The 14,781-nt window shown below is 64.7% G+C and carries 14 protein-coding genes; 9 read left to right on the forward strand and 5 right to left on the reverse strand.

From position 1 onward, the window contains the following. On the reverse strand, positions 1-810 hold the full coding sequence (locus tag G6N42_RS14955) for an SDR family NAD(P)-dependent oxidoreductase (RefSeq protein ID WP_163730293.1): 810 nt from the start codon (positions 808-810) through the stop codon (positions 1-3). 130 nt (positions 811-940) lie between these two features. Between G6N42_RS14955 and G6N42_RS14960 the strand changes: the two genes are divergently transcribed. From G6N42_RS14960 to G6N42_RS14980, 5 genes are read left to right on the forward strand one after another with little or no spacing between them, the layout of a single operon-like run. Then, on the forward strand, positions 941-2,092 hold the full coding sequence (locus G6N42_RS14960; protein WP_197905537.1) for an amidohydrolase family protein: 1,152 nt from the start codon (positions 941-943) through the stop codon (positions 2,090-2,092). After that, positions 2,089-2,334 (forward strand): hypothetical protein, encoded by a 246-nt coding sequence (locus tag G6N42_RS14965; RefSeq protein WP_163730294.1) that lies wholly within the window; start codon positions 2,089-2,091, stop codon positions 2,332-2,334. Before G6N42_RS14960 ends, G6N42_RS14965 begins: the two co-directional genes overlap by 4 nt. A gap of 31 nt (positions 2,335-2,365) precedes the next feature. After that, entirely contained in the window at positions 2,366-3,493 is a 1,128-nt protein-coding gene (locus G6N42_RS14970; RefSeq protein ID WP_163737568.1) for an acyl-CoA dehydrogenase family protein, read from the forward strand. After that, the gene (locus G6N42_RS14975) at positions 3,490-4,677 is read left to right on the forward strand and encodes an acetyl-CoA hydrolase/transferase C-terminal domain-containing protein (protein WP_163730295.1); all 1,188 of its coding nucleotides are present in this window, start codon (positions 3,490-3,492) and stop codon (positions 4,675-4,677) included. The genes G6N42_RS14970 and G6N42_RS14975 overlap by 4 nt, the downstream gene beginning before the upstream one ends. A gap of 10 nt (positions 4,678-4,687) precedes the next feature. After that, entirely contained in the window at positions 4,688-5,593 is a 906-nt protein-coding gene (locus G6N42_RS14980; RefSeq protein WP_174262085.1) for an SDR family NAD(P)-dependent oxidoreductase, read from the forward strand. 375 nt (positions 5,594-5,968) lie between these two features. Here G6N42_RS14980 and G6N42_RS14985 read toward each other — a convergent pair whose 3' ends face one another. Then, the gene (locus tag G6N42_RS14985; protein WP_163730296.1) at positions 5,969-6,415 is read right to left on the reverse strand and encodes a nuclear transport factor 2 family protein; all 447 of its coding nucleotides are present in this window, start codon (positions 6,413-6,415) and stop codon (positions 5,969-5,971) included. Between the two features lie 148 nt (positions 6,416-6,563). Between G6N42_RS14985 and G6N42_RS14990 the strand changes: the two genes are divergently transcribed. Next, positions 6,564-7,331, forward strand: coding sequence for an SDR family NAD(P)-dependent oxidoreductase (locus tag G6N42_RS14990; RefSeq protein WP_163730297.1), 768 nt, complete (start codon positions 6,564-6,566; stop codon positions 7,329-7,331). Positions 7,332-7,659: 328 nt separating this feature from the next. Here the strand turns inward: G6N42_RS14990 and G6N42_RS14995 are convergent, their stop codons facing one another. The 3 genes from G6N42_RS14995 to G6N42_RS15005 are packed head-to-tail and all read right to left on the reverse strand — an operon-like array spanning position 7,660 to position 11,278. Next, positions 7,660-8,577 (reverse strand): VOC family protein, encoded by a 918-nt coding sequence (locus tag G6N42_RS14995; RefSeq protein ID WP_163730298.1) that lies wholly within the window; start codon positions 8,575-8,577, stop codon positions 7,660-7,662. After that, positions 8,577-9,788, reverse strand: a complete 1,212-nt coding sequence (locus G6N42_RS15000) for a CaiB/BaiF CoA transferase family protein (RefSeq protein ID WP_163730299.1) — start codon at positions 9,786-9,788, stop codon at positions 8,577-8,579. Before G6N42_RS15000 ends, G6N42_RS14995 begins: the two co-directional genes overlap by 1 nt. Then, positions 9,785-11,278: an aldehyde dehydrogenase family protein gene (locus G6N42_RS15005; protein WP_163730300.1), complete on the reverse strand. Its 1,494-nt coding sequence runs from the start codon at positions 11,276-11,278 to the stop codon at positions 9,785-9,787. The genes G6N42_RS15000 and G6N42_RS15005 overlap by 4 nt, the downstream gene beginning before the upstream one ends. A 111-nt stretch (positions 11,279-11,389) precedes the next feature. Here G6N42_RS15005 and G6N42_RS15010 point away from each other — a divergent pair, with 111 nt between their 5' ends. Genes G6N42_RS15010 through G6N42_RS15020 form a run of 3 tightly spaced genes read left to right on the forward strand, consistent with a single transcriptional unit; the run spans position 11,390 to position 14,730 of the window. Beyond that, complete coding sequence (locus G6N42_RS15010) at positions 11,390-12,580, forward strand: acyl-CoA dehydrogenase family protein (RefSeq protein ID WP_232076142.1); 1,191 nt, start codon at positions 11,390-11,392, stop codon at positions 12,578-12,580. Next, entirely contained in the window at positions 12,577-13,575 is a 999-nt protein-coding gene (locus G6N42_RS15015) for an acyl-CoA dehydrogenase family protein (protein WP_232076143.1), read from the forward strand. Before G6N42_RS15010 ends, G6N42_RS15015 begins: the two co-directional genes overlap by 4 nt. A gap of 12 nt (positions 13,576-13,587) precedes the next feature. Further along, a complete protein-coding gene (locus G6N42_RS15020) occupies positions 13,588-14,730 on the forward strand; it encodes an acyl-CoA dehydrogenase family protein (RefSeq protein ID WP_163730301.1) in 1,143 nt (380 codons plus the stop codon). The last annotated feature ends 51 nt before the right edge of the window (positions 14,731-14,781 follow it).

Below are 14,781 nucleotides of genomic sequence, written 5' to 3' on the forward strand. Positions count from 1 at the left end.
TCAATAGATCGATCCAGTCGCGCCACCGTCGAGGTGGAGGTTGATGCCGTTGAAGAAGTCCGCGTTGGGGCTGGCGAGCACCGTGACCGCGTATGCCACGTCGGCGACCTGCCCGACGCGGTGAACAGTCTGACCGGTGCCCTTGAGCACATACTCCGCGGCCTTGTCGATATCGTCGCCCCACCCGCGCCGCTCGGCGAAGATCCGCAGGAAGTCCTTGAGCCCCTCGGTCATGATCATGCCGGGCATCACCGTGTTCACGGTGATCCCCGTACCCGCCAGGGCCTTCGACAGCCCCATCGACATGTTGATCATCGCGGCCTTCGATGGCCCGTAGTCCGGCTGCCCGGACGTCGGGATGATCCCCGCCGCGGACGCGATCTGGATGATGCGTCCCCATCCGTTCTCTTTCATTGCCGGCGCCAGCGCGTGGATCAGATGCCCGGCGGACAGCACGTTGCGCTCGTAGGTGGTGCCCCATTCCGACACGGGCAGTGAAAACCAGGACTGAACGCCGGTATCCGAAGAGCCGCCGGCGTTGTTCACCAGAATGTCGATACCACCGAACGCATCGGCCGCGACGTCCGCTACCTGCGCCGCGCCGCCTTCGGTCGCTAGATCCCCGATTGCTGTCGCGGCGCTGCCCCCGTTGCCTCTTATGCGCTCGGCCACCGCCTCGGCCCGTTCCGGGTTGCGGCCATGCACCACCACCGAAACGCCCTCGCCGGCGAGCGCCGCCGCGATCCCGGCACCGATCCCTGAACTACTGCCGGTGACGAGCGCCCGTTTGCCGCTCAGGTCGAAGTTCATCACAGTCTCCGCTGATCGATTCGGGGCGCGAGGACCCCGTTTGCTTGCCCCTTCGGCACGCGCTGACTACTCTAACGAAATAACTAAATGTTTTTCTGTTTAGGTCCGACATACTTCCGGAGGAACCATCGTGCCGTTGCAGCCCCACATGCAGCTGATCTCAGTCGACGATCACCTGATCGAGCACCCAAAGGTGTGGAGCGACCGGCTGCCGAAGAAGTATCTGGAGACCGGTCCGAAGATCATCGAATTCGAACGCCCCGACACCGGGCAGATGTGCCAGGTGTGGCAGTACGAGGGCCGCATCTACCCCTACATCGGGCTCAACGCAGTGGCTGGCAAGAAACCCGAGGAGTACGGGATCGAGCCCGTGCGCTACGACGACATGATCCCCGGCTGCTACGACCCGAAGGCCCGCGTGGCCGACATGGACATCGACGGCGTGCAGGCGATGACGTGCTTCCCGTCCTTCCCGCGGTTCGCCGGCGCGGTCTTCGCCGAGGGCGAGGACAAGGAACTGGCGCTGCTGTGCTCGCAGGCGTGGAACGACTTCCACCTCGATGAGTGGGCCGCTACGGCCCCGGACCGGTTCGTGCCGGTCTCAATCCTGCCGTTCTGGGATCTCGATGCCAGCATCAAGGAGTTGCACCGAGTCGCTGCCAAGGGTGCCAAGTGCGTCAGCTTCCCCGACCTGCCGGACCGGCTCGGGTTGCCGTCGTTGCACAACGATCACTGGGATCCGCTGTGGTCGGCGTTCGAGGAGACCGACCTGGTGCTTGCCCAGCACTTCGGTTCCGGCGGCTTCCCGCCACCGATCGCCTCTGACGCTCCGTTCGCGGTGTTCATCGTCCTGATGGGCACGATCAGCATGGGCGCTCTGACTGACTGGCTGTTCTCGCCCGGGCTACACAAACATCCAAAGCTGAAGATCGGATTGTCCGAGGGCGGCATCGGCTGGATCCCCTACATCCTCGAGCGCTGCGACAGCGTCTGGCGTAAACACCGCTTCTACCAGAACATCAACCAGGAAGTGCTTCCGAGCGACCTGTTCCGAAAGCACTTCCATGGTTGCTTCATCGAGGACGACTTCGGCGTCGAGGCCCGCGACAAGATCGGGTTGGACAACATCACCTGGGAGTGCGACTACCCGCACTCGGACTCGTACTGGCCGCAGAGCCGCGAGCGCGCCGCCAAGGCCTTCGAGAACGTCCCCGACGACGAGGTGCACCAGATGGTCGAGTTGAACACTCGCAGGTTGTACAACTTTCCGCGCGCCTCATGACCGCCGAGGATCCCGGCCCGGTCGAACAGCTTCCGGTGGACGACTGGGCCGATCAGGACCTGTTGACGAAAGACGAAGCGCGCGAACGCCTTCTGGTCGAGATCGGCCGGGTCAGGATCCGGCTGGCCGAGCTCGACGAGAATTCGCCCGACGACGAAGCGGAAATCACCTTGCTGACACGCCGGCTCAACGCGATGGAGTCGACCCGCGACGAGTACGACTCCTACCTCCGCGGGAAGTGACGTGGCGATCTCATCCGATACCACGGAGACCATGGCGGATCTTCGCACGCAGTTCCGCCGGTTTCTCGCCGATGCTCCCAAGCCGCCCGGGCTGCGCAACTATGGACCGACACCGACGGTCGACGACATCGAACCCGGCCGAGCCTGGCACAAGTATCTGGCCGCCAACGGCTATGTGTGCCTGCACTGGCCCGTCGATTACGGTGGGGCTGACGCTTCGGTGGCGTATCAGGCCGTTTTCGCCGAGGAATGCGCCCATGCGGGTGTGCCCCGCCAGCTCGGCATCACGGCCATTGACCTGGCCGGGCCGATACTCATCAAATTCGGTACCGCGGAACAGAAATCGCGCTATCTCGAGCCGATCCGCCTAGGCGATCACGTCTGGACGCAGTTGTTCTCCGAACCCGGCGCGGGTTCGGACCTCGCGGGCGTTCGCACCAAAGCCGAGAAGACCGCCGCCGGATGGCGCATCGGCGGGCAGAAGGTATGGAGCTCGGCCGCGAACTCCGCGCAGTACGGCTTACTGCTCGCCCGGACCGGGTCGGAGCCGCACCGCGGCCTGAGCATGTTCATCGTGCCGATGGACGCCGACGGAGTCTCGGTCCGCCCGCTTCAGCAGATGGACGGCGAGACCAAGTTCAACGAGGTCTTCTTCGACGGTGTGGAACTGTCCGACGACGCGCTGATCGGTGAACCGGGCGAGGGCTGGGCCATTGCGATGGTCACACTGGGCCGCGAACGGCTGACGCTGGGCTCACAGGCGGTCGGGATGTTCAAACTACACGAGCGAATGGTGGAGGCGGCGCGCGACCGCGACCTGCTCGACCCAGTGCTGGCCCGTTCAATGACCCGCCTATGGGCCCGAATGTGGTTGTTGCGCTACACCTGGCAGCGTGCGATTGACGAAGGTGATACAGCGTCTGCAGCATTCTCGGTGCTGAAGTTGATGACATCGGAGACGGATCAGGATCTCGGTGACCTCGCGACCGAGGTGCTGGGTACCGACGCGTGTGTCGATCCCACCGACGGATCCGACGAGTCGGAGTTGGTGCGCGCCATGATGGTGGGGCGCGCCCAGACCATCCTCGGCGGCACCAGCGAGATTCAGCGCAACATCCTTGGTGAGCGGGTGCTGGGTCTGCCCAAAGAGCCGCGTTGACAACACGTTCAGGCGAGGTGGGTGTCGCCGCGGCTTTGCGGCACCACCTGCGTTCCGGCCTCACCGTCGCATTGGGGGACGGCGTGGGCGCGCCGCGGTGCGCGGCTGACGGAACGTCGGTGTGCGGTGCGCTTTCCGCGCTCGCGCGCGAACTCGGCGATATCCGATTGGTCCTCGGTTGGTTGCCCACGCCGATCGAGGATCTGCGTCCGGACGCGTTCGCCGACATCGCGGTGCTCATGCCGGGTTGGGGGGTGCGTGACATCCTCCGTGCACCGAATGCGCGCTTCATTCCCTCACGTCTCAGCGCGACGCCTTCGATACTTCGCGACGTGTTACGCCCCGACCTCTTGATCGCGCGACTCGTTCGGCATGACAACTCTTTTCAATTCAGCACCGAGGTGTCGTGGCAGCGCGAGCTCGTCAACTCCGGTGTACCGGTACTCGCATTGATGAGCGATGCGCCCTGCGCGGACGGCGGACCCCCGCTGCCCGACGATGCCGTGCATGTCATCGGTCGATGCGGCAACGAGCCCTCAGACGTCGCGGCGAAGCCGGCCGAGCCGGTCCATGAAGCTTTGGCCGATGCCGTGCTGTCGTTCGTGCCCGAAGGCGCGCGCCTGCAGTTCGGTCCGGGCCAATTGACGACGGCAATGCTGAACCGCGTGCGTACGCCGGTCCAGATTGACACCGGGTTGTTGACCGACGCGGTTGTCGACCTCGACCGACGTGGGCTCCTTGCGGGAATCCCGTCTGCTACCTATTTGTTCGGTAGCGCGGAGTTGTACGCATGGGCCGACGGTCGACGCATCCTGCACGAAATCGGCTTCACCCATGATTTCACCCGGTTGTCGCATGGCGCGCCGCTGATCGCCGTGAACACCGCCATCGAAATAGATCCGGTCGGCCAGGTGAACGTCGAAGGCATTGGCGACAGGGTTTTCGGGGGAATCGGCGGACATCCTGATTACAGTGCGGCAGCGACGATGAGCCGCGGTGGCATGTCGATCATCGCTGTCCCGTCGACGGTAAATGGCCGTACTCCCTATGTCGAGCGGTTGAGCAGGCCCGCATCTACACCAGCGCACGATGTCGACGTGATCGTCACCGAGTCCGGTCATGCAGATCTGCGTGGGGCGGACTGGACCCAACGCCGCCGACTCATTGCGGCACTGTTCGAGTGAAAGGAATTTCATGACTTCAGCGTTGTCCGGGCGGGTGGTATTGGTCACCGGCGGCGGCCGGGGTATCGGGCGCGGCCACTGTCTGGCGCTGGCCGCACACGGCGCCGCGGTGGTGGTCAACGATCCTGGTGTCGGCCGTGACGGCTCGGCGGGGGATGCGGGTCCGGCCGCCGACGTCGTCGCCGAGATCGAGGCTGCCGGCGGAAAAGCCCTGGCACACACCGGCTCCGTGTCGTCATGGGACGACGTGGGCGACATGGTGCGGACCGCGGTCGATGAATTCGGCACGCTCACCGGTGTGGTCAACAATGCGGGCATCCTTCGCGACTCGATGGTGGCCACCGCAACCGAGGCCGACTGGGACGCGGTCATCGCCGTGCATCTGAAGGGCACCTTCGCCGTCACGCGACACGCATGCGAGTACTGGCGAGCCCAGTACAAGGCGGGTAATCGAATCGACGCGCGCATCGTCAATACGGTCTCCGGAGCGGGGCTGTGGGGCAACGTTGGTCAGAGCGCCTACGGCGCCGCGAAGGCTGCCATCGCCAACCTGACCGTGGTCACCGCTATGGAGGGGCAACGATACGGGGTTGTGGCCAACGCGATTTCACCGCTGGCCATGTCGCGGATGACCGAAGAGGTGTTCGGCGGGCGTGCGGCCGACCCCGCCCTCGATCCCGCACGCAGCTCAGAGGTCGTCGCGTGGTTGCAATCAGCGGAGTCGGCCTGGCTCACCGGCCAGATCCTGCGGATCGACGGTCACAAGCTCAGCCGCATCGAGGGCTACACCGAGGCGCCGGGCCGCTATGCCGCGAGCGACGGTTCCTCACTGACGTTTTCGGAGGTCGGTCAGGCGGTCAGCTGGTTGTACGCGACATCGCCGCGAGGTTTGGCCGGTCCGCTACCGGCGAGCTGACCAACTTCCAGGTTCGGCTCGCTACGGCTGGGCTCACCTACGGAGCATCCGTTTCGAGTCGAAGGTCGTCCACGTTTGCGGCTGGAACTCGATGACGACGCGGTCCTGCCGCGTCAACAGCAGCGCCATACTTGCCGTTCCCTCGGGATCGGACGTAGCGACAGCGGCGAATCGCGGGTAGAACCAGCCGCCCGCTGTCGGCCCTCGTGACCCGTGCCAGCGTACGTGCACTGGCCATCTGTTCTCGTTGGAACCGGTTCCGCTACTGGACACGGTGATAGTGCTTCGGGGACCGCGATGAGACCCGAAACACGCGGCCGGTCACGAAAACATGTAACCCAGAACGAACCACGGTCGAACACGTACATCTGCCCGCTAGATCCCCGCTTTAGAGCTGGGATCCCACCCGTCGACGGTGACCAGTCGGCGGTAGAAGAGCCACTTACCGTCCACCGGCACCAGCACGTCCCGGTATCGGCCCCAGTGATCGGCGGCGTCGACCCGGAAGACCACGTAGTACGAGGCGGTTTCGATGCGATCGGGCCGTACCGAGGTGAACACGAGGTTGGCCACGTAGTGACGCAGGATGTGGTGCCGGCCGGCCGGTGGCACGTCGGACCGACCCAGGCGCTCACCCATCGCACCTAAAACGGAGATGATCTCCTGCCTGCCCGTCACCGTGAAGCGGTTCTTCACCTCAAGCGTGCCATCCGGGGCGAAACATTCCGCCAGCTGTTCGAGCCTGCCTCGGTCGCCGGCATGGTTATAGCGGGCATAGACATCTCGAACCTGCTCCCGCGCTAGGAGTTCCTCCAATGTCATGGCGCCCCTTCGTGTCCCGAGAATACAACCGCTTGCCACTTCGCTGACAGTAAATCGCTTAATATTAATCTATTTGCTGTATAGTAGTCGCCGTGACGTCGAAATACCCAATACTCGCGCATCCGCGGTTACCCAGCGGCGGTGACCAATGAGCACGGGGCGGCTCGCCGGCAAGGCAGCGATCGTCACCGGTGCCGGGCGTGGCATCGGACGGAGCGTCGCAGAGGTGTTCGCCGCCGAGGGTGCGCACGTGGCGGTGGTCTCGAAAACCCCGGCGCGCGTCGAAGAGGTCGTCGCGGCGATCACCGCTGCAGGCGGCTCGGCTTTGGGTGTGGAATGCGATGTGACGGTGAAGGACCAGATCCGCACCGCGGTGGATCAGACGGTTGATCGGTTCGGCCGCCTCGATGTCCTCGTCAACAACGCTCACCACACCACGAGCCTGACCAATCCCGTGGTCGAGATCAGCGACGAGCAGTTGGGTCTTCAGTTCGGGTCGGGTCCCGCGGCGACCCTCCACTTCATGCAGGCGAGCTACGCACACCTCAAGGAAAGCCACGGAGTCGTCATCAATTTCGGCTCCGGGGCCGGCGTCAGTGGCGCCTACAACTACGGCGCGTACGCCGCCGCCAAAGAGGCCATCCGAGCGTTGAGCCGCAGCGCCGCACGCGAATGGGGACGTGACGGTATCCGGGTCAACGTGATCTGCCCGACGACAATGACCGACGGACTCGCCGAAGCGGTGCGGGATCCCGCCGTGGCCAAGATGGTCGCCAAGGTTCCGCTGGGCATGCCGTTGCGGCCGGAGGAGAGCGTTGCCCCCGTAGCCCTGTTTCTTGCGTCGGACGACTCTAAATACATCACTGGTTCGTCGTTCATGGTCGACGGCGGAGCGAGTATCGACGCCGGACGCTAGACGCCGGCGGTCGTCGCAGCTGATCGCGGAGTTCGTGTAACGGTGGACGGTTTCGGTGTCGAGTACGGCTTCATTGAGTCTTCGACTCCGATCACTGGCGCTCAAACACGTTGCACCACAGCTTGGATGCCGTGCCGTCGATTCCGCAGGACCCCATGGGAAACGACCGGCTCCCGTGGGGCCGCTGGAGTATCTCCGACATCTCTGCGAATCGATGGCGCTTCACCGGTGTTCATCGAGGAAACACCGCCGGGTGACAGGACGATCTCTCTCATGTTGCTCGCATCAACCGCTCCCAATTCCAGTCCGCTCTCGCGGCGAACAGGCGTCAGCGGGAGAAAAACTTCAGTGGACGTTCGACGAACTCGAACACCACTCCGTCCGGTGAGCGCAGGAACGCGATGTACAGCCCGTCGATCTTCGTGCCAGGCAGCGGACACCACACCGGGTCGCCGCACTGCTCAACCGAATCCGGCAGTGCGGCAAGAGCTTTCTCGACATTTTCGACGCGTAGCGCACAGCGGTACAGGCCTTGGCGATTTCCGCCCCACGGCACCGGGTCCTGGCCTGCGGTCTCCGGATGCTGTATCACCGAGACCGTGAACCGGTCAGCGTCCTCCGGCAACGCGAATCGGGCCACCGCACACTCGACCGAGTCGACGGGCACGCTCGCGGTAGCCGACACCTGGTCGAAGCCGATGGCCGTCAGGAATCGTGAGGTGCCATCGAGGTCGATCGCCGCGATCCGGATGCCCCCGAACAGCGCCCCGTCCGAGGCATCGACATCGCTCGGCGCTTGCGCGAGTTCGACCACTACCCCGTCGTTGTCGATCGCGAGCACCGCCTTCGTGCCAGAGATCAAACCGTCCACCGGTTCGCCAACTGTCACGCCGGCAGCTCGCAGTGCCGAGGCCGCGTCGTCGAGATCGGCCACCCACATCAGTGTCGAACGGATACCGGGCCGAGTCGGTTCGGCGTCGTTGTCGCGCTTCAATTCCGGCTTCTGGTACTCGATCGCCTCCAGTGCACAGCCGTCGCGGGCTCCGCGCGAATCGTAGAGAAACGCTGTTTCGCAGAAGGTTTCGTCGTCGATACCGAGGATGGCGCCGTTCGTCGGCACCTGCGGGTCTGTCCGCATGCGCACCGACAACCCGAGGCCACCGGCATAGAATTGTTCGGTCGCATCCAGCGACGCGCAGTTGAGGTTGACATGCAGGAACCGTCGCGCGAGGTCGTCTGAAGGCACTACAGCGCAACCGATTTCACTTTGAGGTCGATGATGTCGTCTTCATCGTAACCCAACTCCCCGAGTAGCTCGTCGGTGTGCTCGCCGTGTCCTGGCGCGCATCGCAGCGAAAGCGGGGTCTCATCGAACTGAACCGGGCTGGCGGCCAGCGCGAACTCCGTGCCGTTGGCGTCGGTGGTGCGCGGCAGATAGCCGTTGGCGATCGCCTGCGGATCGTCGTGGATCTCTCGGGCGGTCCGCATGACGTCCCATACCCCGTCGAAACCCTCGAAGGCCTTCTCCCAGTGCGAAAGATCTTGCGAGCCGATCGTTTTGCGCAACTCCACGATGCAGTCCGCCCGGTTCTCGAATCGCACCATCGCGTTCGCGTACCGTTCGTCGGAGATCAGATCCGCTCGGCCGAGCCGCGTGCAGAAGTCGGCCCAGAACCGGTCCGCCTGCAACAGCACGAACGCGATGTGACGTCCGTCGCGCGTTTGGTACATGCTGGCCGCCGGGTTCGGCATCTCGGCCAGCTGAAATCGCGGGATATCCGCACCGGTGACGCCGGCACCGACGACATCGGGCCCGAGCTGCCAGATCGCCGCGCCGAGCAACGATACGTCGACCACCGAGGGCTCACCTGTCCGTTCACGCTTGAACAACGCACCTGCGATGCCCGACGCGATCGACAGTCCGCCGTACACATCGCCGAATGCCGGCCGCTGAATCGGTGGATATGAACCGTCGCCTGCGGCATACGCCTCTCCGATGCCCCCGCGCGACCAGTACGCGGCCAGGTCGAAACCGCCCTGTGCCGCGAGGTCACCCTTGGTCCCATAGCCATGCCCGCGGGCGTAGATGATCTCCGGGTTCCGGGCGCGGACCTGCTCGACGTCGATGCCCATCCGCCGGCGCGAATCAGGCAACAAGTTGGTCAGGAACACATCGGCGGTCTCGACGAGCTTCATCAGAACCTCGAGGCCTTCGGCACTCGACGTGTTCAGCCCGATGCTCCGCTTGCCCCGGTTGGGCTGTTCGATGAAGTGATTCACGCTGCCCGCACCCGCGACGATTCCCGAGCTCACCAGCCCACGTTGTGGATCACCGGTCTCGGGATGCTCGACCTTGATGACGTCGGCGCCCCAGTCCGCAAGAACCGCGCCGGCTGCAGGCACGAAAGTCCAAGCCGCCAGCTCGATTACGCGTACTCCAGCGAGAATGTCTGTCACAGTGAGTATCCGATCGTCTTGGTCTGCAGGTGCTGCTCGAAGCCTTCGGTACCGTTCTGGCGCCCGATACCGCTCATCTTGTAGCCGCCAAAGGGCGCGTCAGCGCCGTAGTACATGCCGCTGTTGAGCATCAGCGAACCGGTGCGGATGCGGCGGGCGACCGCCATCGCCCGCTCGTTGGAGCCCATGATCGCGCCCGCAAGTCCGTAGATGGAATTGTTCGCGAGCTCGACGGCGCCCTCGTCGCCGCCGTCGTACGGCGTGATCGACAGCACCGGGCCGAATACTTCTTCCTGGAAGATGGTGTGGTTCGGTTCGACGTCCGCGACGACCGTGGGTGCGACGAAATACCCGCGGTCGAGTCCATCCGGCGCCCCGCCACCGACGGTGATGCGACCGCCGTCACGCTTCGCTTTCTCGATGTAACCCAGCACCCGGTCGCGCTGCTTGGCCGATACGAGCGGCCCGCAGAACGTGTTCGGGTCAGCAGGGTCACCGACCGTCAGCGCTCCGAATGTCGCCGTCGCTACCTCGACCGCCTGGTCGTAATGCGAACGGGGAACCAGCATTCGGGTCGCCAACGCGCAACCCTGGCCGGAATGCATCAGCGCGCCGAGGCACCCGGGCAGTGCCATGCTCATGTCGGCATCGTCGAGCACCAGATAGACCGACTTGCCGCCGAGCTCGAGCATGTTGCGCTTCATCGTGTCGCCGGACAGGTTCTGGATCAGCTTGCCGACTGCCGTCGAACCGGTGAACGAGACCATGTCGATGCGGGGGTCGGTCGCCAGCTGCTGAGCGATGCTGTTGTCCGACACCGGAACGATGTTCACGACACCCGCCGGGATGTCGGTCTTCTCGGCGATGATCCGGCCCCAGCGCAAAGCACTCCACGGCGTCTCCATGGCCGGTTTGAGCACCATGGTGTTGCCGGTGGCCAGAATCTGGCCCACCTTGTTGCTGATGATCTCGAACGGGAAGTTCCACGGGGTGATGGCGCCGACAACGCCCATCGGCTCCTTGACCACGACCCGGTTGTAGGGCACGCCCATCTTGGCGTCCTGATCGAGCATCCGCTCCCACTGGAACGTCGATATCAACTCGGCCGGATACCGCACCGCGTCCGCCAGCGGCCACTCCAGCTGCGCGATGAACGTCATGCCGACCGTGGCCCCGACCTCCGCGATCAGCTCGGCGCGCATGTCCTCCTTCTCCTCTTGCAGCGCGTTGTGCAGCTGCATGAGGCAGTGCTGCCGGAACTCGTGATTGGTCGACCAGTCGGTGGTGTCGAACGCGCGCCGGGCCGCCGCGATCGCCTGCTCCATGTCGTCGGCGCCGGCGTCGGTGGCGGTACCGAGGACCTCCTCGGTCGCCGGGTTGATGTTGTCGACAGTCTGGCCTGTGGTCGAATCCCGCAATTCCCCGTCGATATAGAGGCGAGTTTCCGGATTGAACTGAACGGTGGTGGCATCGACCGGCGAAGCCGTCATTGGCGCTTCCTCTCGCTGGACTGTCGGCGTGAGCTAGTGTAACTCTTATAGATAATTGTTTAGCTGATTCGTCCGCACCGGCCGAATCCCCGGAGTGGATGGAGGGGGAGCTTGCCGGCTCGCGCCGAGTACCTGCACCAGGTGGCGCTGTATCGCCATGACTTTCGCCAGTATTTGCGCACGTTGGACTGCGCCGACGCCTGGCGGACGGCAGCCAGCCTGACGGCCGAGGACGGCCTGGCGCACGATGCCGCGGTGATGGCCCGGCTGAATGCCGATGGCTGGAACCGATACGGCTGGCCCGAGTCGGTCGGCGGCTACGGCGGCAACGAGATTCACCGCGCCATCTACTTCGAGGAACTCGGCCACGCGATGCTGCCGATCCCCGCCCAGGCGTGGACGCTTGAGGTCATGGCCCCAGCTGTGCTCAAGTACGCGCCGGCGCTGGCCAGCCAGTATCTACCCGCCTATCTCGCGGGTGAGGAGTGGTGGGGCCAGGGCTTCTCCGAGCCCGAATCGGGCAGCGATCTGGCGTCGCTGCGCACCCGCGCAATAGACGATGGATCCGGCGATTTCGTCGTCAACGGTCAGAAGATCTGGACCAGCCAGGGCAGCACCGCCAAACGCCTCTGTGTGCTCGTACGGACGGGTGCCCCGGAAAGCCGCCATCGCGGGCTGTCGATGCTGCTGATCGACACCGACGCTCCCGGCATGACGGTGCGGCCGATCGCGCTCGCGAGCGGTCGGCGCGAGCTGGCCGAGGTGTTCTTCGACGACGTGCGCGTCCCCCGCGAGCGGTTGGTCGGCGAGATCGACGGCGGATGGGCCGTGACGATGTTTCTGATGCAGTACGAACGCGGCATGTATGGCTACGCGGTGCTGAACAAGGTCCTGACCGAACTCGGCCGACTACGGGAGTACATGGTGATCCGCGGGTCGAGTACGTCGCAGCGCGAACGGTTCGCGCGCGTCTACGTCGACGTGATCGCCGCCCAGGCCCGCGCCGCGACGACGGTGCGCAAGCTCGCGGCGGGCGAATCTGTCGGGGCCGACAGCAGCATTGACAAGCTTTTGTTCAGCCGGGCCGAGCGGGATGCCAACGATCTCCTGCTCGACGTCGCCCGCGACCACATGATGGTCGGAGCCCGGTCCGGGGCCGGGCAGGAAGCCGAGCTCGATACTGCCCGCGCGGAATGGTGGTACTCACGCGCCGCGACGATCATGGGCGGCACTGCCGAGGTGCAGCGGGGGATCATTGCCGACCACCTGCTCGGACTGCCCAAGGAAAGGCGGGCGTCATGACAGTGCGCACGTCGGGAGCGAATCCGGCAGACGGCGCCTGGCCGATGATCGAGGAGGCGGTGTTTCGTCTCTTCGACGATCTGGCCGCCAAGCAGGAACACGTCGCGCTCGGCCCACGACTCGACGAACTCGGTTGGGACGAAATCGAATCCGAGTACCCGATCGAAGCCTGCCAATTGCTGTTCCGGGCGCAAGGCCGATCGCTGGCCCTCACCGACGCGCTGGACCGGGTCATGCTCGCCGAGCTCGGATCGCTGCTCGACGGTGACGTCGACGCGGTCGTGTTGCCTGCGTTGAGCCACGCGCACGCGCCGAGCTCCAACGAGGACCAGGTCAAGGGCATCGTGTTGGGCCCCCTGCGCGGCCGCGTCGCGGTACCGGTCTCGCGGGCGATGCGCACCGTCTCGATCGCCGTCCTCGACGCCGACATGCTGCGCGGCGAACCGATGGATACCTTCGACGCGTCTGTGGTGTGGACGCGCGTGGACGGCCCGGTCGACGGCGAGCTGATCGACGCGTCGACAGAATGGGGCCGTGCGATCGCCGCGGCGCACCGCGCGATCGCCACCGAGCTGATCGGTCTTGCCGATACGGCGCTGCGCATCGCGGTCGACCACATCAGCGTGCGCAAACAATTCGGGGTCGAGATCGGCTCCCTACAGTCACCGCGCCATCTCCTCGCCGACGCCGCGGCGACGCTGGAGGGCGCCCGGGCGCTATTGACCGAATCATGGTGCTACGGGGGTGTTTTGTCGGCACAGACCGCGAAAGTGGCTGCGGGCCGTGCGCACCGGGCCGTCAGCGACGCGACGCTGCAGGTGTGTGGCGCGATCGGGGTCACCGCCGAACACGATCTGCACCGCTACGTCGCACGGGGGATTCAGGTCGATTCACTGTGCGGTTCCTATCTGCAGCTGGAATCGCTGCTCGCCGACCGCCTTTTCGACATCTACGAACCCGGTCGCGCGCTGCCGGCGATCATCAGTTGGGAATGACAAAGGAAGTGCATGCGCCGCAACATATTCGATGAGGTCCACGATGACTTCCGGGCTACCGCCCGGGAGTTCTTCGAGCGCGAGTGCGTTCCGTATGTCGAGAAGTGGGAACGCGACGGCAAGGTCAGCCGCGAGGCGTGGCTGGCCGCCGGTGAACACGGCCTGATCGGCTGGGAGTTCGACGAACGCTACGGCGGGTTGGGTGTCAAGGACTTCCGGTTCAACCAGATCATCTCCGAGGAGATGTTCATGACCGGTTCCGTCGGCATCGGCCTCGGTGTTCAGAACGACATCCTGATGCCGTACTTGCAGAACCTCACCACCGAGGAACAGAAGGAGCGCTGGCTGCCGGGTTTCATCTCGGGCGAGCTGATCGGCTCCGTGGCGATGAGCGAACCGGCCGCCGGTTCCGATCTCGCAGGTATCAAGACCACTGCCCGCGACGAAGGTGACCACTGGGTCGTCAACGGACAGAAGACATTCATCAGCAACGGACTGCTGTCCAAACTGGTACTCACCGCTGTCAAGACCGACCCCTCGGCCCGCCACAAGGGCATCAGCCTGCTGATGATCGAAGACGGGATGGAGGGCTTCACCCGCGGACGCAAGCTCGACAAGATCGGTCAGTATTCCGCCGACACCGCCGAACTGTTCTTCGAGGACGTCAAGGTGCCCAAGGAGAATTTGGTCGGCGAGTTGAACCGCGGCTTCTACCACCTGGTGTCCAACCTGCCCAGCGAGCGGGTCGGCGTGGCCTGTTACGCGCTGCCGGCCGCCCGGCGGGCTCTCGATCTCACCAAGACCTACGCGCAGGAGCGCACCGCCTTCGGACAGCCGATCGGCCAGTTCCAGGTCAACCGACACTTCCTCGCCGAAATGCAGACAAAGCTCGACGCCGCCCAGACCTATCTCGACCAATGCGTGCTGTCCGTCAACGACGGCACCCTGTCCGACGCGGACGCCGCCGGCCTGAAGTGGTGGACCTCGGAGGTCCAGTGGGAGATCATCGACCGCTGCCTGCAATTGCACGGCGGGTACGGCTACATCAACGAATACGAGGTGGCGCGGCTGTGGCGGGACTCTCGCGTGCAGCGCCTGTACGCCGGGACCACCGAGATCATGAAGGACTTGATGGGCCGGGCGATGGGCTTTTGACGATGAGCTTGATCACTCCGTTGGCGCGGATACCCGAGTCGGCGGCGCAAT

The sequence above is a fragment of the Mycobacterium gallinarum genome, from assembly GCF_010726765.1.
Classification (GTDB): Bacteria; Actinomycetota; Actinomycetes; order Mycobacteriales; family Mycobacteriaceae; genus Mycobacterium; species Mycobacterium gallinarum.